The following is a 23,357-nucleotide window of genomic DNA, read 5'->3' as shown; positions in this document are numbered from 1 at the left end:
TCTCCTATTGTTTATTTCGATTTTTGTTTAAATCATAAATAGTTTGTTCTTTGTTCATCATTAAATCCCCTTCTTTACGATAACCATCTTTTTTACATTGTTCTTGTCCTAAACCGTAACAATTATGCATAGAAGAATTATCACCAAACATATCTATGATTCTTCTTATCAGTCCTCGATTTTGTTCGTTATCGTTCATCGTCGCAGGATTTCCGCCCAATATTATAGGCATACTGCCTACGGGATCCTGCTCGTGGTTTTCAATACGAATTGAACCTTCGCCATTTGCACGAGCTTTGCCTGTTTGTAATCTACTTAATATATTATCGGCATTAGTCACATTGGCAGCTGGACCGATCATTTTTACCTTTGTATCTGACAATACTGTGTTATTTCGGTTTTCTTCTGTATTTAGTGCATTTAACGCATTAGCTACAGTTAATGTCCCTCGACTATGTGAGCCAATGAAGAGATTATCTTTGCCATACTTCGTCATTAAATCTTTCGCTTGTAAGCTGGAATTATCCATACCAAGTAGATTACCAAAAGATGTTTCAAACATTTTTTCATAACCAGCCACAAGCAATTCTGATACAGAATTATTTGCTGTTGGATGGTGAACAAAATAAACATCTTGATGAATACGGTTATCTATTTTTCCTGATTCACCTTCCTTGGCTACGTAGTTCTGCCAAGCAAATTTTGCCGCTGCGTTTTCATCGTTAAAAATACCATTAAATGCGATAACGTATCTTGTTTCAGATTTTCCTGTCACTGAATCGGTATAGGTCACTTGTTTTAGATTATTACGTTCCTGATCGGAGATCTCTCTTAATTGATAGATATTACGTCCTTTAGCTATTTGGTCATTGAGATATTCTTCTCGATCTATACTTTTCTCATCAGCTTCCTTAGCCATATCCTCCAGTAATTTAGAATTCTTTATAGGATCCCCATTTTCATCTATTTTCGCCGTTAGCATCCAATGCTCTGCTATAAACATAGCCCTATAGGCTTCATCTGTTAAACCGGCCATATTTGTATAGAAGCCTTTTTTAATTGCCGTATCTGTCTCTACATCTTTTTGGAGAGAGCGATAATCTTGTTGCTCTAATCGGTTAGTCTGCTCAGTAGTTCCTTTTTTAATATGGCTGATATTTTCCTGCCCTTCTCTATCTCGAATCGTAAACACTCCATCACTGATAACAGATGGGGTAACACTTGAACTATTTATTGATTTCTTCGTATTACTAAGTAAATTTACTGTTCCGATTTTTGCCAAAGCATAGAAATCTGCACTATGTACATCACTTTCTCCTAAACCAAATTTGATTGAATTTGAACTCCCTTTATTCGGATTAGCTTTATCAAAAGTTTCTCCATTTTTTTCACGTTCAGCACGATAAACTTTATTATTTTGTTTATCTTCTTTTGAAGTCTGATCTTTACCCACTGAGAATCCCATACCAAATCCTGACGAACTTGCCGTAGCATCTGAATGATTTATTATGTCCGTAAAACTAAATGTTCTGGCTGATAACGAATTCTTCTCCTTTTCTGCGGAAGAAAGAATTGCGCTGCCAGTAAGCTTTACTTTATTATTTATATTTACATCATAACCTTCATCACCCGCTGATATTCCCGCTTGGGTTTTAACACTGGCATAATCCGAATTGATTTTCGATTTACCGTAACTTCCGCCTACTGATACACCATAACCTACCGTTACTTGTCCGCTTATTCTTTCCTGTTTTCCTTTATACTTAGCGGTATCTTGTAAACTTTCGATATTTAAGTTATCAGCGGTCACTTCTACTCGTTTGCCTTGCACTTGTGAGCCGATAATATTCGCATCACGACCACTTTCAATCGTAGTTTTGCTATCTTGACTACCCACTTGGCTGGCTACCCACGCTTGACTCTCGCCATTGCCGTAACCTTTTGCCACATTTCCGCCAGCAGCAACTCCAGCAGTGATACCGTCACCGAATTGAATTCCCACACCGGCACTAAATCCACTTAATTTATTTTTACTACGTTCAAGATGATTTTCGTCTATCGCTTCAATATTAACTTTGCCGTCCGCTTTTAGGTGCGTCCCCGCTTGTCCCGACACATCTGAACCGGCAATCGTAATATCTGATTGTTCGCCTTTACCAGTAGTGAGAATATTGACTTTACCACCTGCATTTACTTGACTTTTCTCTGCCGTATTGCCTTTGCTATGTTGAGTCTGCTCAGATTTTTGTTGTCCATAAGTAACACTGACTCCTACAGCACCGCCTGTAGCAGATCCTTCTGAAGCCGCTTTCACAATACCTTGCACTTGTTCTGCCGTTCGCATTGCCTCAAAGCCTGCGTTTACCGCACCAAGCGCATTGATTCGGTCATTTTTACTGCTGCCTAACGCTTTTGCAGATTTCAGCGTAGAATCAACCGCTTGTATCGCTGAAGCTATTGCTCCAGTTAAAGTAGCCGTAACACCTTTTTGTTCAAGAGTATATTTGTAGTTACTTTTATAATCCGAACGAGCGGCGGCGATTTCGGCGCTTTGAGCTGAAATATCAACATTGCCTTTACCTGAAGTAACCACACTACCTTTCTGTTGATAATGCCCATCCGTATGAATCATTGTGTTCCCAGAAAGGCTACCTACTCGACTTGAAACTGCTCTTTCTTGGAAATTATCAGTTTCAAGTTGCTCTTTTTTCTTACCGAGAGTGAAACCCAGACCTCCCTTTACCCCCATCAAACCGCTTTTCGTTTTAATGTGTTCATCTTCAACGTAATAAGTATTAGTCGCAGAGGTGATATTTACGCCAGTCTTACTGTTGATATCTAATTTCTTATCCGCTACTACCGTTGAACCATGGACATCTACTTTTCCTGCTTGAGAATAGAGGGTAACACTCTTGCCATCTATCTCGCTACCTACAGCTTCGGTAGTATCGTGATGATGACGGCGGGTTTCAGTTGTTTTACTAAACCAACCTTTTGTCGAACCTTTCGAACTACTTGCTAACTGTTCCGACTGTTCCCCAACTTCAAGACGAACATCACCTTTTGAGCCAATAAAAATATCGCCTCCATCGCTACTCACAATTGCTTGACGTAAAGTTACCCCTTTTTGTCCTCTTAATGAAACGCCTTCCTTGCTGCTAAAAATGCTACCTACTTCAGATTTCTGATCTAAACGATAATAGTTATCCGCATCATGGTTATAATGCTCTTTATTACTGATATTTAAGGTAGTAATTTGCAGCGCATTCTTTGCTGTTGCACTTACTGATCCTTCACTTTCAATATGTGCTGCTTTAACAGTTAAATTGTCATCACTATATAGATTTAATTGACCATGTTTCCCCGTCACTTTTACAGTACCGGTTTGATCTAATATTGTATGGGAGAAGGCATTATGGGCACTTTGTGAAGAAGATAGCGTGCTTACAATTTCTAAACTTTTTCCTGCAGAAAGAGAGAGCGATTTAACCGCTTCAATTTTGCCACCGAGGTTAATCAAGTTTTGCGTTGCGGATAAATCTACGCTATTGCCAAGAATAGTACCTCGATTTTCAAATTGGTTTGAATGAATTCGAGTCAAATCTCGACCAGCAATTACACCTCTATTTTGTAAATTAGCTACGTTACCAATAATTTGATTCGCAGAAATCACCGCCCCACGAGAAGTAATATCACTATCCCGAGCAACAAGATAGACTTGTGGCACGAGTACGGTAACTTTACGACCATCTGCCAAGGTTACTTCTTTATTAACCAACCACACCATATCGGTTGTAAGTTCTGACATCTGCTTGGCAGTTAAGCCGACGCCCACCGCCAGATTAAATTGTTTAGCGTATTTTACCCCGCTATTCATTAGCGCTTGATATTGAGCCAAATCATTGTGGTAACCCCCAATATAACGACGACCTGTGAGCTGATTGATTTGTCCATTGATTAAACGTTGTTCATAAAAACCATCACCTAAACGCTTATAAATGTTATCTTGCTTGTCACGTAATTGTTCAAGCATATAATCGCTACTTAACCATTGCTTTTGGTTAGTAAATTTAGGATCCGTTTCAACTAGATAACCTTTTGGCGCTTCTGGATTAATTTTATAAAGGCTTGCTTGTGGTAAAGATACTTTATTTAAGTGTGTTTTCACCACTGGAAGAGTGATATTGGGTATGTTTTTTGTTCTAAATTGTTCCACCGAAGTATTCGGTGTAGCCATAATCTGCCCTGAATCAATAATCGTATTATTATCAATAGCAGACTTAAATGTAATTTCTGTTTTATTTAATGTCTTTAATTGAGGAGATGAAACAAGTTTATCTACATTTTCTATTTGAGGAGAAACGACAGAAACGGTTTCTAATTTAATATCTTTACTCGGCGTTTTTTCTTCAACACTGGCATTAGACGAAATTGGCATACCAATCGTATTTAATACTCTATTAAAAGAAAAATATTCTGTTGGATGAGCATAGGGTCCATATTTCAATCCATTATGATGATAGTGGTAATGTCCTTTTCTACCTTTTTTCTTACGTACACGATATTCGATTCGATAAGTACCTTCATCTTGGCGATTAATTTCACCTTTAATATCTTCATTATGAAGTTTTACATTACTTCCATTTAGAGAACTATTTTGAGTATTTTCATTAAATACCATATTTCCTAACCAAAGTTGGTTACCAACTAAAAGCTGACTATATTTATTATGAAGATCATTACCATCAAGAACTAATGTGCCTCCGATAGATATTTTTGAAGAGTCAGTATGTTCTAAAGTTGTTGTACTTGTGGTTTGTTTATAGTTCCAAGAATACCAACCTTTTCCCTCTATTCTTGTTCCATTGTTTAATTGGAAATAAGAATTCGGATTTCTCGAACCATTATTTACTCTATAATAGCCGTCTCGTTTTTCTCTATAACGATGAGCGCTTTTTCCTAAAGCATGTTCATTAATTTTTTCAACCTTAGTATCAATCCCAGTCTTAACATAAAGATCATGATTAAGTAAACGGGTAGAACTAATTCTACTATCCCCGAGTACTTCAATTGTTGCACTACCATTATCAATAAAAGAAGCTTTACCTATTGCCTTACTATTTGAATCTAATTTTCCACCGATGAATAACTTATCCAAACTTAAAATCAAAGCGTGATCGCGATTAACTAACTTACCCACACCAAAATCTAGTCGATTTCTCGCTGCGATTGTACCGGCTTTAGTTTCTCCGTTAATCGTTTCCGCTAAGTTCTCAACTGTATTAGAATTGAATGCCAGGTGATTTCCATAAATACGTCCTGTACCTATATTCGTTACCTTAGTGCTATTGACCAATGTTTTGTTACCATCAATTAACCCCCGGTTGGTTAAATGGTTTGAATTTAACGTAGTTTCATTTGCTGAAAGTTCCGCCTTAGCATTGTTCACGATATTGTTTGCCGAAACCGTCATTTTATTTGCAATGGTTTGCTCAATATTGTTAGTAAAATCACCTTCTGTTTTAAACATGAGATTTTCAGCTTCAAATGCATTATTTAAGGTAAAACTGTCTTTTAAGGAAATATTTAAATCACCTTTTGTTTTAATATTTCCTTCTGATTCTAAACCTTTTGCATTAATATCAACGACTTTATTACCTTGAATGAGCCCATTTTCATTATTTAGCATCAAATGACCATGATGTTGTACTTTTACCGTATCGACTGCTAATAATTCTCCTTGTTGTGTATCTATTCGCTCATTGGTAACAATAGATAAATTATTTAAACTATAAATACCGCCTTGTCGGTTATTCAAACTTTGAGTTTGAAGAGTAATATCTCTTCCTTGAATACCTTGTTTTGGTTGTTCGCCTTTTGCTTTTGTATCTTGATTATTCAGTTGTTGAACATTTAAAGTTAAAGAATCTGCATAAATAAGAGATCCATTTTCAGAAATCGCATTATTATTAATACTCTGTGCAGTGATATTACCTACATTTTTAGCAGTAAGTTTACCCGCTTGGTTATCTATTGCAGTGGTCGTAACAATAAGATCACCATTAGATTGAATCGCACCTTGGCTATTGTCGACATTTTGCTTGATCGTTGCTTCAAGACTGTTTTCAGCATAAAACTTACCCTGCTGATTTAATAGGCTATCCACATGATGTAAAATCACATTACCTAATCCCACAATGCCTTGGGCTGTACTTTGAGTATTGCGATTATCAATCTCATTTTGATTAGCATTAATGGAAAGTAGGTTCTCTGCACGGATCAAGCCCTTCTGATTATTGATTTCACCCGAATCAATTTCTGCCTGATTATTCGCAAAAATGCTACCGCCTTGGTTATATAACTTTTGTTGCGCAGTGTTAATAACTAACTGGTTCGAGGAAGCGATATTACCGTGTTTATTTTCCAATCCTTTTATATCAAGTGTCAGTTTGTCCGCCGCACTAATATAGCCTTGTCGATTATTTAAGGCAGCTTGAGTGTGAATACTTAAATTAGCTTTAGTAGAAGCAATCGTTCCTGATTGGTTATAAATCTTATCGGTATTCAATTGCCCATCCTTCACGGCTAAGATTTCACCTGCTTGATTTCGGATATCAGTACTTTGAAGCATCGCCTGATTAAATGAAGTTATACGACCAGCTTGATTATCAAGCTGTTTTGTCTTTAACATCAAATCAGTTACAACTATTCCCTGAGCAATATCCGCAAGCGTATTACGATTATCTACGCTTTGAACTGCGGTAATATCTGCGGTATGAGCACGAATAACTCCTTGTTGATTATCTAGCTTATTTGTCTCTAATTTCAAAGTACCATTTTGCACAGCAATCATACCACCTGCATTATTCAATTCTGACTGATGCGTATTGATCGAAAGTACTTTACCTAGGCTTGCCAATGTACCGTTGTAATTCTGTACACCCTGTTTCACATCAATATGTGCCATTTGGTGTGCTATCAACTTACTGCCTTTATTATCCAAAGTTTGAGACTTAACATTGACTTGCTGACCACTGATTTCACTATTTTGATTAGAACGAATTACTTGAGAAACCAAATTAACTATATTCGCCGTAATTAATCCGGTATTCTGTAAAAGTAAATTCGTATTTATCACAGTCTTATTACGCGAGAAAATATTTCCCTTATCATTATTTAGTAAATCCGTGGTAAGTACTAATGAGTTTAGAGCGATAATACCTTTATCTTGCTTTTCTGATAGCGTATTTTGATTATTGATGGTTTGATTATTACTGTTAAGAGCTACATTATTTGCAAAAATTAAACCCTGCTTATTATCAATCACACCACTATCGATAGTAGCATTTTGATAGGCTATGATAATTCCTTTTTCATTTATTAAACTGTGATTATCAGTATAAATCGTTAAAGAACCTTGTTGACTGCTCAGCGTACCATTAGTGTTATTTAACGTATTACCCGTTCGTATATCACCTTTTTGTTTAGTAATAATACGACTATCTTGATTGGTTAATTTATCTAATGTAGAGATATTTGATGTATCCGCTAAAATTAAACTTTGTGCTGTTGAATTCAGGGCATTTACTTTTAAATTAAGTTTCTGAACTTCAACTACCCCATTCTGTTGACTTAACTTACCCGAAAGAGAAATATCCGCTTGTTTAGCCACACTGATTTTGCCTTTGTCATTAGTGAGATTACTGCCATTTAAAATGAAATCTTGTTGCGTATAAACCAAACCTTGTCGGTTATTGATATCAGCAGTTTGTAAAGTCTGTTTGCCACTACTGATAATACGCCCTTGTTGATTGGATAAAGCTTGTCCTTGTGTGTTAATTGACACATTTTGATTCGATTGGATTAAACCAGCATCATTGATAAGCTCGCCTGAGGTAATTGAAAATGTTTGATTCGACAGCATAATTCCTTGAATTGAATCGACTTCATCTTTTCCTGCATTGACGGTTAATTTACCATTTGCTAATAAACGCCCTTGTCGGTTATTAATACCATTTGCTTTGACGGATAAATCACCTTGTGTTTTGAAAGTACCGCCTTGATTTTGCAGTTTATCGACGACTTCCAGTTTTAACTCACTGAGACCAGTTTGTTCCCACATTGCATCTTGCGTATTGAGAGAACGTTGTTTAGTCGTAATACGTTCTGCTTTTAGATAACTTCCTTTGGTTTCAAGTCCTACCGGCGTATTTAACGTTAAATCGTTCTTTGCAAGTAGCGTGGCGCTATTCGCTTGAACATGACTTTTAGAAGCATCAACATAAATGGAATACGCAGATGTGTAGCTGTTATCTAAATTTGCTTCCGAAGTCTTGACATTAATTCTACCTGAAGCAAGGTGCTTACCTTGTAAAGTGGCTTTCTCTGAGGTTTGAACGGTAATCGTTTTCCCTTCTGCTGAAGCTTTTTCAATTACACGAGTTTCACCTTGTGCCGTATCCTTAACCTCCACACCGGCAGCAATGAGTGAATCCTTAGAAGCGGTGACTTTAGTAGCTTGATAACGAATATTGCCTTTGGCAACCGTTTCACCGTGTTGCGTGATACTTTGATTTGCAGTTTTATGAATATGACCTGCACGGGCAACGATAATGCCGTCTTGGTGAATATCAGCCGGTGTATTAAGGGTAATATTGCCCTGACGATTTTCAATTTTGCCACGATTTTCAATCCCTTTCGTACCGACTAGTTGTACGTCCTTTTTAGCATTTAATGTACCGCTATTAACAATTCTGCCTTGACTATCAATTTTTAAGGTTTCGACACTGGCACCAATATGTCCCGCATTGCGAACCCCCACACCTTTCTCTGTACCAATAAGGTGAATTTTGCCCGAGTACATACCGCCTAATTCACCGACATCCACAGCAAATTTGGGTTGATTTTCGCCTGCAAGCGGTTGTTTTGTGTGAATAATTTGTAAATCTTCCGCATGATTCGACCGCTTGATAGTATTCTTCCCTGTGACCACCTTAGTTTCTTTCTTCGACCAAATACCAGCGTTCACTTCCGTTTCACGAGCCAAAATCTCAGTGTAATCCACACGGCTGTTATCCAAACCTTTACCGGACACTTTTACTTTACCCCTTTCCACCACAAAGCTGTCTAAATTACCTTGTTTGATTTGCGGTTTACCGGTCGTCAGGGTGGCTCTATCCGAATTAATAATGCCGCAGCCTTCGCAATGTAAGCCGCTTGGGTTGGCGATAATCACATCCGCCTTTTTACCCGCCACTTCCACATAGCCTTTTAGCACGCTCGGGTCATTCGAGTTGACTTCGTTTAAAATTACTTTCGCTTCACCACGGGCTAAATAAGGGTTGCCTTGAATCATTCCCGCTTGTTGCGTTTGAGTTTGGGTACGGCTGTTGTTAAGAATCGCCCCTTTGGTATCTACATCAAATTTGCTGTATTTATTGTGTGAAAGCCCTTTGTCATTCGGGGTTTGAATATTGACTTGCGGTAAGCCGTTCGCCGTTTTTAATACTATCGGTTGTGCATGTTTCGGGGCGCTTTTATCCGCTTGAATAACTAATTCCGCCAGCGCATTTTCCGAGAAGCTGACAAAGCCTAAAGCGCAAAATAAGCTAAAGGTAAGCGGTCGGATTTTGCAAAAAATTGACGAAATTAGCCCGCTTGTTGAGCTTGCAGAAGCTTCGCTGCCTTTACCTTCGGATTTGGCTAATTCAGACACTACCACAAGGCGTTGTAGCGTTTTACTAAAAATGACTCGGAAAGATTTTTTATTCATGATGTTATTCCTTTAAAAATGCTTTTAATCAGTAAAATGTTCGGCTAAAAGCTGTAGCCTAAATTAAAGCCGGTAACGTGTTTTGAGGTTCTAAACCCTTCCGGATGGCGCATCGGTCTGCCGACAAAATAGTCGTAATAAAATCCTTTCCATCCGCCTCGTAAACCAATCACTGTGCCCATTAGGTGATGACCTAAACGTGAGTTACCATCTAAGCCGGAAACCCGTCCACCGTCTAATCCCCAATAAAACCAGTGGCCGCGATTCCCGACATTCCAACTCAATTCATTACGCCAATACCAACCGCGTTCACCCGATAGCGATAACTCGCCGTCAAAGCCACGTACACTATGACGACCGCCGATACTCATGCGGTCTTGGGCAATTAATGGGGTTTTATTCCATTGCGCATTGACACTGGTATGAAATTGCCAAGCTTGTCCTTCTAACTCAAACGGCTTTTTATAGTCGATAGAAGCTGTAATGATTTTAGGGCGAGATGTCCCTTCGTTATACGCTTCTTCCGGGGCGCTGATTGTGCCTCTCACGCCGGTACCACGCTTAAAGTGCATATCCATCTCTAAGGTAGCGTTACTTAAATATTCTTTATGCGCAATGCCCGCTTCCCAACCTGCCATTCGGCGGCGTTGTACTTCCACTTCCGCATTATCCACAAAGTTTTTAGAACTGCGTGACCAGAACCCGCCGGACAGTGTGGTTTTACGTACCGCATCGCGGTATAGCACGCGAGAAAGCGTTAACTTGTCGTTTTCACTTTCACCGGCATACAGATAATTTTCAAAAGCTCCAAACACTTGTTGGTGATAGCGGTTACTTGAATGGTTAGCGGTTAACTGCCAATAACCGAAAGGAATAGAATAATAGAAAGAAAGGTTACGGCTGGCACGCTTGCCCTTATCATCCGAATGACGTTTGATGCTGTGGGTAAAGCTGGTATAGAAAAGGTCGTTTGCGGAGAAAATTATTATCCCAAGATAAGGTTGCCGAAGCCTGCCATTTACCGGTTGAGGTCGAGCCGGAATCCTCTAAACCGAGATTAAGGCGAAATGGAATCGCTTGAGCATAGCTGATTTTTAAATCGCTTTCGCCGACTTGACTGCCTTCGCCTTCACTCGGCAAAATTTCAATATTGGCATCCGCTGTCGGTACGCGTTTTAGGTTCTCTAACGATTGTTCAATATCACGTACATTTAAAATATCGCCTTTCTCAAACGTTAAACCGGTCAGCGCATGTAACGGAGTAAAGCGAGGCACAATGCCGCTATCCGCCACCAATGTATGACGTACTTTGCCCGCAATCACGGTCAACACTAAATCACCGGAACGTAAATCTTGTTCCTGTGCCACAACGCGTGTTGTGACATAACCTTTTTCAATAATATTATTTTGTGTTTGCTTCATTAAAATGCCTAAACCTTCTCCACCTAAACAATGCGGTAAAGTCAGTTTTAAATCGGCAACGGCTTTATTAAATGCCCATTGGAATTGGCTAGCTTGATTTAATTCTTCAGCAGAATAATCAATTAAAGAAATACGATGAATGGGATAACAAGGTGATTCATCCGTCGGGATTTGTAAGTGGCTGTCTTGGCGGGTATCCATTCGGATATCGGCTTGCGGGGTAAATTGCGCTTCTCGTTGCTGAGCTTGCTGTTGCTGGCGTTGCTGTTCTACCGCATCCAAATTGTTTAAGACCGGATCGATTGCGGGGGCAGCAAGAGCATCAGTATAAATAGCACAGAAAATGGTAGATGAAACAAGGAATTTAATACACATAATCTTAAATAAATTAACGCTTACTTATTGCGTAAACATTATTCAAGATAATATTTATTGTAAATAAAATTTACACTTTTTAGGCGATTTTAGTTTATTTATAACTCACAATATATTAATTTATCCATATTAGTCTATAATTCTAAATGTATTATAGATTTCAATTAACAAAAAAAGCTAATTCCAAAAATGAAATTAGCTTTTTAAATACCAGGATTTTATAAATTAATTAATTCCATACTGCTCTGTATAAGGAATTAGACCTTTTTTCAACATTTTACGTACGCCGCTACTGTAATTTGTACCGAAACGTAATTCAAAATTCACACCGAATTTATTGTCATAATATAAATCTTTAATAGTATCAGGAGCCCCGATTGGCGTTGCAGTAAGCTTACGGGCTACGTATACATTAGCACTCCAGCAGCAAGTGTTATAGTTCATAGAAAACTGGCTTTCTACTGGTTTTCTGAGTGCAAGATCATGGTAATGACTTGCCATAAATGCGATACGATCCGTCAATTCCCAGCCTACTACCGTGCCAACTTGTTTAATATCTTGTCCATACGCATTACTACGTAAGTTCTGATTAATATAGTCTTTACTTGCGAAACGATAATTAAGCTGAACAAGTTTATCTTGACTCGGTTTATATTGTAACGATGTATTGGCTAATGAAGTTTGGTTTAAACGCGTATCATATTGATAAGCACCGTGCCAATTCCACTTACGGTGGAATTTCCAGTTAGATTCCAATGCCCATGAAGATGAACGGCCTGTAGTGCGAAAATCATCAGAAATTTTAGACGGACTTAAATAATACATTTGTCCTGCACTAAAATTAAACACTTCAGTACCTGTTTTATCACTATAAAAACGTGTTGTTCCACCTGCTGTCAAGCGATTTGCCGATCCAATACGATCTAAACCACTAAATGAACGATCATTAAAGAAGCTATAAAAGTCTTGCTGCAATAAAGTAGAGTCATAACCGAAACTTACACTTCGATTTAAACTCGAACCAATATTACTTTGATCTTTATATGGACGATAAACATATTGTACGCGAGGTTCAAATGTCTGATTGAATCCTTTAAATAATTGCTTATCCGCTTCTAATACCGTTTGAAGATCAATTTTTACTTGAGGAATAACACGAGTAACATTTTTATCAATTTCACCCGCTCGATTACTGTTACCCTTCTCTTGAATATAATGTGTTGCATAGAGCTTTGTTTCGAAATTTAAGCTACCATAGCGGTTTGCAAACGGGAAATTCAGTGTCGGTTCTACATGAAAACGCCATGCTTTCGGCATTAATGTACTATCATTCTCAAAACGAGCCGCTTGTGCAAAAAGTTTAAAATTACTTCCTTTTACCAAGTTATCTTTATAGTAATTAAAATCAATTTGCGGTAATACTCGATATGGTCCGATACTCGGGTTGTCAAATATTTGGAATTTCTTACCCGAAATAGATAAATTATAATTCGGTTGATAATAACCTAATTTAAATTGTTGAGTTGCATAACCATCCGTACTACTGCCATGCTCAGAATCAAAATCAGAGAAATAACGCTTGTCGCTTACTTTGGTATAATCCACATACAAACGCCAGTCAGTTAAGAAACTCATATTATGACGCCAGTGCATTAAATAACGCTTACGGTCATTATCATCCGGTTTATATTCGTCTAAACGATCCTTACCAAGATATTCACCAGCAATAACACCTTGACCTAATTGGGTTAGATAACGATATTCCGGGCTAATTTGCCAGCCTCTGCGTGAGTAATAAGTTGGCGTAATCGTTGCATCCATATTCGGCGCAATATTCCAATAAAACGGCTGAGAATAAGTAAAACCATCTTTGCTCGAACGGCTAAAACTTGGAATCAGTAATCCTGAGCGGCGGCGATCGCCAATTGGAAATTGCAGATAAGGTGAATAAAATACCGGCATACCTAGTACTTTAAAACGCGCATGCCAAATTTCAGCATATTCCTCATCAACATGCTGAATCATTTCATTGCCTTCAATAGACCACGCATTGTCATTCGGCAAACACGCTGTAAAAGTAGCATTTCTTAATATACGTTTATTCTTACTAAACGAACCGCTTTCCGCTGTACCCCGCCCTTGACGACCAACTAATTGGAATTCGGTATTTTGTAGATCCGCAGTTTCAGCACTGAGATTCATTGCCGCATCACGACCTTGTGCTTGAATAAGGTTATCTTGATATTGATATTTCCCTTTCAAAAATGCTCGACGGGACTGCTCACCATTTTGTTCTACTCGTACTTCATCTGCAAAGATAGAACGGTTACCTTGTTTAATCGCAACATCGCCGGTATAAGTCGCATCTTTAGGCTGATTAATCACTGCGCTATCCGCTTCGATTTCAACCGGTAACAAGGTTTGATCACCCTGAATTACTTCACCTTGAAAATGCGGTACACCTAATAGACACTGTTCTCTCAAATCCGCTTGCGCATACTGAGCATAAAACGCTGTCATCATTGCAACAGAAAGAACACTATAACGAGTTTTCATAATAGTTCCTTATGTGGATGGGCTCGCCCATCGTAAATTCTAAAAGTGTGTAAACACACCTTTTACTTAAATAATTCTTGAGAATTGCTGTCTTTTCGCAAGCTGTCTTGAATATACGTCAAAACATAAACAAATATTACGAATTAACAAGCGGCCTCTAGGCGAAACCACAATGCTGTTTTCGGTAATTTCTAATAAACCGTCTTTTGCTAACGGCTCAAGTAGAGCTAAATCTTCGGCAAAGTACTGTTTAAAATCAATTTGATACTCAGCCTGCAAGCGGTCAAATTCCAACTTAAAGTTGCAAATCAGCGCTTTAATTACATCACGGCGAATACAATCGTCTTTGCTTAATGCCAAGCCTTTATGTAACGCAATGCCACGCTCTTCTACATTTGCATAATATTGCTGTAATTCTTTATGGTTTTGTGCGTAAGTATCGCCAAGTAAACTAATCGCTGATACACCCATGCCTAATAAATCACATTCTTCTTGGGTAGTATAGCCTTGGAAGTTGCGATGTAGCACACCTTGTTGTTGTGCAATCGCAAGTTCGTCATCCGGTTTAGCAAAGTGATCCATACCGATAAATTTATAACCGTTACCGCCTAAAAATTCGATCGTTTTCTGCAGAATCGTTAATTTGGTTTCCGGAGCCGGCAACATATCATCTTTAATTTTGATTTGTGCGGCAAAACGGCTTGGTAAATGCGCATAATTAAACACGCTCATACGATCCGGATTCAGCTCAATCACACGTTCCAGCGTATACATAAAGCTTTCGACATTTTGTTTCGGTAAACCGTAAATCAAATCAATATTGGTTGAAGTGAAACCAAGTTCTTTCGCTCGTTTCATTAAAGCAAAAATAAATTCTTCGTCTTGCTCACGATTCACCAATTTTTGCACTTCTTTATTGAAATCCTGAATCCCCATACTGATACGATTAAAACCAATCGTCTTCAGGTGATCCAACATATTCAATTCAATTTCACGCGGATCCATTTCGATACTGATTTCAGCATCATCACTCACGTTAAAATGCTTGCGTAACATCGCCATTAAACGCTCTGATTGCGCTTCATCCAAATAAGTCGGCGTACCACCGCCCCAGTGAATTTGCGTTACTGTACGATGAGTAAAGAGTGGCGCTCTTGTTTTAATTTCTTTTTCAAGATAATCCAAATAAATATCTACTTTATGCTGATGACGGGTAATAATTTTATTACAGGCACAGAAATAGCATAATTTATGGCAGAATGGGATGTGCACATAAAGTGATAATGGACGATTCGGGTAACGTGCCGCAGCCGCTTTAAAATCATCATCATTGTAACTTTCACTAAACTCTAACGCCGTCGGATAAGACGTATAACGAGGACCTGATTGGTTGTATTTTTGGATAAGGGCTAAATCCCAAATAATTTCTGACATTGGATTTCCTTCAAAGATAGGAGTCACTCACTATAATGTAATCTTCAACTGTGCTATATCAATGAGTAATTGATGGCATTCCGCTTTAATTTGCTCTTCTAACTCGACTTCTTTCGATTGACGAAGTAAATCTTGCTTCATACGTTCATTACGTTTTAACGCCTTGCGCTCGTCTAAAATCGGCATATTTTCGACAACTTGATACAGCGCCCACATCGCTGGATATTGACTTAGTTGTTTGCCTAATACGTCAAGTAGCGGTTTTAAACGAAGCACACCTTCCGAAAAATCACATTGTTCGGAAAGCATTGCGCGCGCAATCACATCAATACTATCAATAATTCGCTCAAAACGTGCTTTCTGAGCCTGCTCGGCTTGCACTAATAATGCCTTGTGTTGAATATTCTGTTTGCGTAATTTCAACATCAAGTAAACCGCATAGCCAGCCATTGAAAGCACGATCAATATTGCAAGAATAATGAGAAAAAATCGAATCATACGCTTTTGTAATTTTATCTAAATTGGTTAATATCCATGGTTTCGAATTGGCGAAGTAACGCATCACCGTTATCTTCATCCTCATCTTGGATACCTAATTCAGTCATTAATTCGTCAATACGATCTAAACATTCATCCACAAATTTTTGATCTTTAGCCGATAACGTTTTACCCGCTTCAATTTCATCTAATAATTGATTTAAGATCTCATTATTCTCTAATTGTTCAAGCTCTAGTTCTGGAGATAAATGCGGTTTATATTCTTCTAACGGCACCGGCTTAATCGTTTGACCTTTCTCCGGTTTATTCACAAATTCGACCATAAGTGGAATTTTCTTACGACTACCGATACGAGGATCTTTCACCTCTTTAACCACTGCTTTTTTCTGTTCCGCCGGATCTACATTGCGTGAACCTGTCGGCAAGCCTTTATGTTTACGCTTTTTCTTTTCTTCACGGGCTTTTGCATCAAGTTCATAACGTGTAGGTTTACGGTTTTTACCGCCACCTAATTTAGGTTGTTCCGGTTTTTTATCTGCTTTTCTAGCAGGCATAATGTCGGTAATACGACGTGTTTTTTTAGTACGGCTCATAATATCTATTCTTTTCTATAAAAAATTAAACGATTATTCTACAAGGAATCTGATTTGCTGAACAGAGATGAAATGAAAATAGCGGTCAGATTCTCGGAGAATTTTGCAAAAATTCCTTTAAATCCGACCGCTATCTATTGTTAAAAACTTTTAACTAACCGGCTGCCCACAACAAAATAGCGAGCAATTGAGGTAAAATAATACGTAAAAACATCACTAGCGGGTAAACGGTCGCATAAGAAAGCGCTGCCGCACCGTTCCCGTCTTTAATTTCATTTGCAAATGCCAATGCCGGCGGATCTGTCATTGAGCCGGCAAGTAAACCACACAATGAAAGATAATTCATCTTGCCATAAATACGTGCAATCAATGCCGTTACCATTAACGGAACAAAGGTAATAATAGCGCCGTATCCCATCCATGAAAGTCCTTCCGGACTGAGCAAGGTATCAAGGAAATTCGCCCCTGCTTTCAAGCCAACCACAGAAAGGAATAATACGATCCCAATTTCACGTAATGCCAAATTCGCACTTGGCGGCATAAACCAATAAAGCTTACCGATACTGCCGATTCTCGCTAAAATTAGCGCCACGACCAACGGACCTCCGGCTAGACCTAATTTTAATGCAACCGGAAATCCCGGTACATAAAGCGGTAAAGAACCTAATAATACACCTAAGCCGATCCCAACAAAGATCGGTAACATTTGCACCTGTTGTAATTTCTGATGCGCATCACCAATGATAGCCCGAACCGTTTCGATATCTTCTTGATGACCGACTAAATTCAGTACGTCACCAAACTGCAATGTCATTTCGCCATTAGGAATCAGTTCTACCCCCGCACGATTCAAACGAGAAATCACCACTTCATACTTACCTTTTAGCATTAAATGACGTATTTTCTTACCGAAAACATTCTCATTGGTTACCACCGCTCGTTCAGAACGATAGCACGTGCCCCTTGTCGATAATGAAATATGCGCTTCTTCCCCTAAGATAAGTTGCATTTTATGTAACATGGCTTTCTCGCCGACTAAATGCAGAACATCACCTAGCTGTAAGACGGTATCAACTTTCGGTACGATCAGTTCTTCACCCCGTTTTAAACGAGAATAAATCACTTTATGGCTTTCAAAATCAGGAATTTCTTTCAATTTCAGCCCGCCTAAATTCGGGTTAATTAAGCGAACATTTAAGGTATCAAGTCCCTCTTTTTGTTGATTTTGGCTATTATCAAAATCAGCGGCTTCTTTATCTATATTAATTTTGAATAGAATTCTCACCAGCCACATTGAAAGCAAAATACCGATAATCCCAAACGGATAAGCAATCGCATAGCTCATTCCCATTACTGCGGTAGTATTTTCTCCGCCTAATTCGGCAAGCACCTGTTGACCAGCCCCTAAAGACGGCGTATTCGTTACTGCCCCGGAGAAAATCCCCAAAATAGCCGGTAACGGTACATCAAAAATAAGGTGGATTAAAGCAACTAAAATACCGCTTAACAGCACAATTAAGATCGCAAAACCGTTGAGTTTTAGACCGGATTGTCTTAAAGAACCGAAAAAGCCCGGTCCTACTTGAATACCGATTGAGTATACAAATAAAATCAAACCGAACTCTTGAATAAAATGCAAAGTATGCGCATCAATTTTGATACCGTACAATGTGGAAAAATGGGAGACGATTATCCCACCGAATAAAACGCCCCCAATGCCAAGTCCCACACCTTTGATCTTTAAGTGCCCAAGCCATAAGCCCAATACGGCGACTAATGACAATAAGCTTACTATAATTGCTATATCACTCATGTTGAGTCTCCACGATAAAATAATAACTAAGGAAATTTTATCAAAGCCCAAAAACAAAAAATGCGAACTAATTCAAGAAATAAGCGCTTACTTACGCAAAAAACTGATCTTCCTCAAAATTTATGTGGATAATTGGATAAGTTTTTCTAATTTTATAAATAATTTTTCTTATTAACCCCCTTTGACAAATCAAAATGTTTGTTCTAGTATCGGCTAATATCTATTTTTAAACATTCATTTAACATTTTAGAGGAGCACCTATGGAACCAATAATTCTTAACGGTTACCACACACTTATTGCTGCTACGCTTGTTCTTTTAGTAGGGCGCTTTTTAGTCGGTAAAATTAAATTTTTACAAGACTTTAATATTCCTGAAGCAGTAGCCGGTGGTTTAGTCGCAGCAACCGTTATTTTCTGTCTTTATAACTGGGCAGGTATTTCTTTCCAATTTGAGAAGAGCTTACAAAATGCATTTATGTTAGCGTTCTTCGCCTCTGTAGGTTTATCAGCTGACTTTTCTCGTTTAAAACAAGGTGGCTTACCGCTGGTCGTGTTCCTCATTATTGTGGGTGTTTTCATTATTATCCAAAATGCGGTGGGCGTTGGTCTTGCAACAGCATTAGGTTTAGATCCGCTTGTGGGCTTAATTACCGGTTCAATCACTTTAACCGGTGGTCACGGAACCGGTGCAGCTTGGGCAAAAATCTTCTCTGAACAATATGGCATTACCGGTGTAATGGAAATGGCGATGGCATCAGCAACATTCGGTTTAGTTGCGGGTGGTTTAATCGGTGGTCCGGTTGCGCGCCGTTTAGTCAATAAAATGAAGAAAGACCGTAAACAACACAGTAAAAAAGTGGACGCTTCAGCGGAACAGTATGATGACAGCACATTCGAAGATGCGGATAGCGTACGTTTTATCACTGCAAGCTCAACCATTGAAACCATGGCATTATTTGCCGCATGTTTAGCGTTCTCATCAGTAATGGCAAATGCATTCCCTGATTTAGGCTTACCGCAATTCGTATGGGCATTAGGTTTCGGTGTAATTTTACGTAATGTTCTAACTGCCGTATTTAAATTTGATATGTTTGACCGCGCAATTGACGTATTTGGTAATGCATCACTAAGCTTATTCTTAGCGATGGCATTAATGAGTATCAAACTATGGGAATTAGCAGGTCTTGCAGGTCCAATGTTAATTATCCTAACAGTACAAACGTTAGTAATGATTCTATATGGCTACTTCGTGACCTTCCGTGTAATGGGTAAAGATTACGACGCGGCAATTTTAACCGCCGGTCACTGTGGTTTCGGCTTAGGTGCAACCCCAACTGCGGTAGCCAATATGCAATCTGTAACAGAGACCTTTGGTCCGTCACACAAAGCCTTCTTAATCGTACCATTAGTCGGCGCGTTCTTCGTAGACCTGTTAAACTTAGGTGTAATTACTTGGTTTGTTGAGTTCTTACGTTAATCTGTTTAACCTATAAAGCAAAGGGCACTTTAATCAGTGCCCTTTCTTTTTGCTATAACAAGATTAGTGATAAGTTTTGCTAAATTTTTGATAGGCTTTTAAGAAATTTTCAAAATCTTCTAAACCACAAAATGCGATACTTTCTTGATCATAAAACTGGAACCCGTCTTCCATTTGCGATTCATCGAATGCATCATCCAGATTATTCGCTTTCACCATCACTTCATCCGCATCAATAAATAAGCTATATTCTCGACCTTCCAAAACATATTCATAAGGATTCGGATAAGTTGCACGACACTTGTCGATTTCCGCTAAAACTTTGTTTATCTCTTGTGGATTCTCCGCAATCTCTGTATTTAACCAACGAGCAAATGCTTCGTGATCCATTGAACATTTTGCGACCACACCATGAATTGAATGCGTAAATTGATATTCCATTGCAAACTCCTTGAATGGGTAAATTTACCTTATTATAACGGAAAACAAGCGGTTAAATTTACAAAATTTTTTGCAAATTTGACCGCTATCTGATCTTACCCAAAAATTCGTTGCCAAATTTGCGCTACAAAGGCTCGTTCTTCGACAAATTCGTTTGTACTCACCACACTCGGGTTACGTAATAAATTCAAACGATGAATACGGTTGCGAATCGCCGTATAGCAATGTTTCAGCCTTTCACCGTCAGCGAAAGACAAAATACCGCATTCCACCGCCGAATCAAAAATACGAACGTTATCCGACCAAACTGCCATTTGCGGATACTGATGTGCATATTCCAAAACCAAACATTGTGCGATAAATTCAATGTCGGTAATACCGCCTTTATCTTTTTTCAAATCAAAATGCGCATTATCTGTGTTACTTAAATGTTGATACATTTTATAACGCATTTCGCAAATTTCTCGGCGTAATTGACCGCTTGTTCGAGGCATTGCCAAAGTTGTGCGGCGAATTTGCTCAAAGGCTTGCGCCAGATCGGGCGAACCATAAACACAACGAGTACGCACCAATGCTTGCGATTCCCATGTCCACGCCTCATTTTGCTGATAACTCTCATAAGCGCTCACCGTGCTGACTAATAAACCAGCTTCGCCTGATGGTCGCAAGCGCATATCCACTTCATAAAGCACACCGGCACTGGTATTTAAATTAAAAATCGAATTAATTTTTTGCGCTAATTTTAAATAGAATTGATGACTTGAAATCGATTTTCTTGTTCCTGTCGTTTCACCATCTTGCGGTGCATTATGCAGAAAAACCAAATCTAAATCCGAGTTATAACCCAGTTCAATGCCACCTAATTTTCCATAAGCAATTACCGCAAAGCCTTGTTCTGCATTTTCTAAATGATCCGGCACGCCAAAACGTTGCGATAAGGATTTCCATGCCATATTTACCACCGCACCGATAATCGCTTCTGCCAAATAGGTAAGGTGATCGCTAATTTTCATCACCGGTAATACGCCTAAAATATCCGCTGCCGCAATATGCAAAATTTGGCTCTGTTTAAATTGACGTAATGCATCAATCAATGCCTCTTCATCTTCTTCCGGAATACGAATTAAATAGTCATTCAGGGCCGTTTTGTACTGATTTAACTCAATCACTTGCGTAAGACTATTTTGGATAATCAATTCGTCTAATAACATCGGATAACGAGCGATTTGCTCGGCAATCATAATCGATTGGCTGCACAAGGTAATCAGAAGCGGTAGAATTTGCTCCCTTTCCTGCAAAAGCTCCAGATAGGTAGTTCGCATGGTAATTTTATCAATGATATTCAGCACACGCGGCAAAACCACCGAATAATCTTCTCGGCTACACACCATATCTACAATTTTCGGCATCAGTTTGCGCAATACATTGCGTCCACGCACGCCAATCGGGCGTTTCACCCAATCTTGAAACGTGCCGGAAAGCTGTCTAAAAATATCATTGTAATCACTTTGGCTAACCGGATAATCACCTAAAACTGCCGCTAAATCTTCCTCACTGATTTGATAATGTAAAATATCCTGCCAAACCGCTAATTTTTCATTAAGCGGTGCTTCTTCATCGTCCTCTTCTTCGCCGATAATTTGATTAAATACCGCTCGCACATTTTGCTGATGTTGTTCCAGTACCTGTAAAAAGTCTTGCCAAGTATGAATATCATGTTCAACAACAAGCGGTTGATTTTCCGCATTTTTTTGCAAATAAGATTGGCAAGCAAACATAATCCTTGCTCGGTCTTGCTCATCGGTCGGCAGTGTTTGCGTTTGCTTATCATCAATCGCTTGCAATACATTTTCGACCTGACGATGGAAGATATAAGCATCATATAATTGCTGAGTTTGCTGTTCGGTGAGTAATTGTAATTCGGCGAGGCGAGGCAGAACACGCAATAAACTCCGTTCTTGGAGGATTTTATCCCGACCGCCTCGCACCATTTGGAAAGTTTGCACAATAAATTCAATTTCTCGAATCCCGCCGGCACCTAATTTAATATTATCAGTCAAATTACGGCGAACTACTTCTCGGCTGATTTTCTGCTTCATCTCACGCAACGATTGAATCGCACTGAAATCCAAATAACGGCGATACATAAACGGGCGTAACATTTGACGCAAATAACGATGGTTAATATTCTGCGGATCTTCGCCTAAAATTTTGGCTTTGATCATCGCATAGCGTTCCCAATCTCGCCCTTGTTCCTGATAGTAATCTTCCATTGCGGCAAAACTCAGCACTAACGCACCGCTGTCGCCAAACGGGCGCAAGCGCATATCGGTACGATACACAAAGCCGTCCAACGTAATTTCATCCAGTGCTTTAATTAAACGCTGCCCTAAGCGAATAAAAAATTTGCTATTTTCAATCGGTTTACGCCCACCGACAGTTTCACCGGCATCTGGGTAAGTAAAAATCAAATCAATATCCGAGGAAAAATTCAGTTCTCGTCCACCTAATTTGCCCATCCCTAAAATCAGTAACTCTTGCTGTTCGCCCAGCGAATTCATCGGTGTTCCATATTCTTCACAGCAACGCTTAAACAGCCAATCTCTTGCGCCGATAATCAGCGCCTCTGCCAAATCGGATAAATGCTCAAACACAAACTCTACGCTAGCAAGTTTATTCGATTGCAGAAAGCTGAGCGCCGCCATTTCACGGTGACGAAACAGGCGTAATTCTCGTGCTAATTGGGCTTCATCTTGTACCTGCGCTAAAACGGACGCTAAACGTTCTGCATAATTGCCGACATTTGCAACAGAAGGATATTCCGCTAACCACGTTTGCAAGAATTGCGGCTGCTTTTGTAGCGTTTGTTTCACAAAATTAGACATCCCCACCGCAATAGCAAGCGGTCGAATTTTGGTAGAATTTTGCAAATCAGATTCCTTCACAAGTTCGGAAAGATCAGTTTGAGCAAACAT

Annotated in this window: 9 protein-coding genes and 1 pseudogene; 1 reads left to right on the top strand and 9 read right to left on the bottom strand. The window is 39.0% G+C overall.

The annotated features are described in order from the left end of the window. Positions 1-4: 4 nt before the first annotated feature. The 7 genes and pseudogenes from EL121_RS09570 to EL121_RS09540 all read right to left on the bottom strand — a co-directional run bounded on the left by EL121_RS09570 (position 5) and on the right by EL121_RS09540 (position 18,463). Positions 5-9,772, bottom strand: coding sequence for a two-partner secretion domain-containing protein (locus tag EL121_RS09570; protein ID WP_052190374.1), 9,768 nt, complete (start codon positions 9,770-9,772; stop codon positions 5-7). Positions 9,773-9,816: 44 nt separating this feature from the next. Beyond that, positions 9,817-11,569: pseudogene (locus tag EL121_RS09565) on the bottom strand (ShlB/FhaC/HecB family hemolysin secretion/activation protein). A gap of 225 nt (positions 11,570-11,794) precedes the next feature. Continuing rightward, positions 11,795-14,125, bottom strand: a complete 2,331-nt coding sequence (gene lptD, locus EL121_RS09560) for an LPS assembly protein LptD (protein ID WP_039196373.1) — start codon at positions 14,123-14,125, stop codon at positions 11,795-11,797. 66 nt (positions 14,126-14,191) lie between these two features. Further along, a complete protein-coding gene (hemN, locus tag EL121_RS09555) occupies positions 14,192-15,559 on the bottom strand; it encodes an oxygen-independent coproporphyrinogen III oxidase (protein WP_039196372.1) in 1,368 nt (455 codons plus the stop codon). A 30-nt stretch (positions 15,560-15,589) separates the two neighbouring features. Beyond that, positions 15,590-16,057, bottom strand: coding sequence for a DUF2489 domain-containing protein (locus EL121_RS09550; protein ID WP_039196371.1), 468 nt, complete (start codon positions 16,055-16,057; stop codon positions 15,590-15,592). Between the two features lie 14 nt (positions 16,058-16,071). Beyond that, entirely contained in the window at positions 16,072-16,650 is a 579-nt protein-coding gene (gene yihI / locus EL121_RS09545) for a Der GTPase-activating protein YihI (protein ID WP_014991168.1), read from the bottom strand. Positions 16,651-16,804: 154 nt separating this feature from the next. Beyond that, positions 16,805-18,463: a putative transporter gene (locus EL121_RS09540; protein WP_039196370.1), complete on the bottom strand. Its 1,659-nt coding sequence runs from the start codon at positions 18,461-18,463 to the stop codon at positions 16,805-16,807. A 260-nt stretch (positions 18,464-18,723) separates the two neighbouring features. Between EL121_RS09540 and gltS the strand changes: the two genes are divergently transcribed. Continuing rightward, positions 18,724-19,941 carry a sodium/glutamate symporter gene (gltS, locus tag EL121_RS09535; RefSeq protein WP_129545061.1) on the top strand — a complete coding sequence of 406 codons (1,218 nt, stop codon included), beginning with the start codon at positions 18,724-18,726 and terminating at the stop codon, positions 19,939-19,941. Positions 19,942-20,004: 63 nt separating this feature from the next. Here the strand turns inward: gltS and EL121_RS09530 are convergent, their stop codons facing one another. Together EL121_RS09530 and glnE are read right to left on the bottom strand one after the other, a co-directional pair. Then, the gene (locus EL121_RS09530) at positions 20,005-20,382 is read right to left on the bottom strand and encodes a YacL family protein (RefSeq protein ID WP_014991165.1); all 378 of its coding nucleotides are present in this window, start codon (positions 20,380-20,382) and stop codon (positions 20,005-20,007) included. A 95-nt stretch (positions 20,383-20,477) separates the two neighbouring features. Beyond that, a complete protein-coding gene (gene glnE, locus EL121_RS09525) occupies positions 20,478-23,357 on the bottom strand; it encodes a bifunctional [glutamate--ammonia ligase]-adenylyl-L-tyrosine phosphorylase/[glutamate--ammonia-ligase] adenylyltransferase (RefSeq protein ID WP_039196368.1) in 2,880 nt (959 codons plus the stop codon).

Source organism: Actinobacillus equuli, assembly GCF_900636745.1.
Lineage (GTDB): Bacteria > Pseudomonadota > Gammaproteobacteria > Enterobacterales > Pasteurellaceae > Actinobacillus > Actinobacillus equuli.
Note: the sequence above shows the minus strand (reverse complement) of the source record. Positions and strands in the feature narration are given on the sequence as shown.

Bases quoted from the DNA above. Each gene is read 5' to 3' on its own strand.
- EL121_RS09570 (WP_052190374.1), bottom strand. From the start codon at position 9,772: ATGAATAAAAAATCTTTCCGAGTCATTTTTAGTAAAACGCTACAACGC.
- lptD (WP_039196373.1), bottom strand. From the start codon at position 14,125: ATGAAAACTCGTTATAGTGTTCTTTCTGTTGCAATGATGACAGCGTTT.
- hemN (WP_039196372.1), bottom strand. From the start codon at position 15,559: ATGTCAGAAATTATTTGGGATTTAGCCCTTATCCAAAAATACAACCAA.
- EL121_RS09550 (WP_039196371.1), bottom strand. From the start codon at position 16,057: ATGATTCGATTTTTTCTCATTATTCTTGCAATATTGATCGTGCTTTCA.
- yihI (WP_014991168.1), bottom strand. From the start codon at position 16,650: ATGAGCCGTACTAAAAAAACACGTCGTATTACCGACATTATGCCTGCT.
- EL121_RS09540 (WP_039196370.1), bottom strand. From the start codon at position 18,463: ATGAGTGATATAGCAATTATAGTAAGCTTATTGTCATTAGTCGCCGTA.
- gltS (WP_129545061.1), top strand. From the start codon at position 18,724: ATGGAACCAATAATTCTTAACGGTTACCACACACTTATTGCTGCTACG.
- EL121_RS09530 (WP_014991165.1), bottom strand. From the start codon at position 20,382: ATGGAATATCAATTTACGCATTCAATTCATGGTGTGGTCGCAAAATGT.
- glnE (WP_039196368.1), bottom strand. From the start codon at position 23,357: ATGTTTGCTCAAACTGATCTTTCCGAACTTGTGAAGGAATCTGATTTG.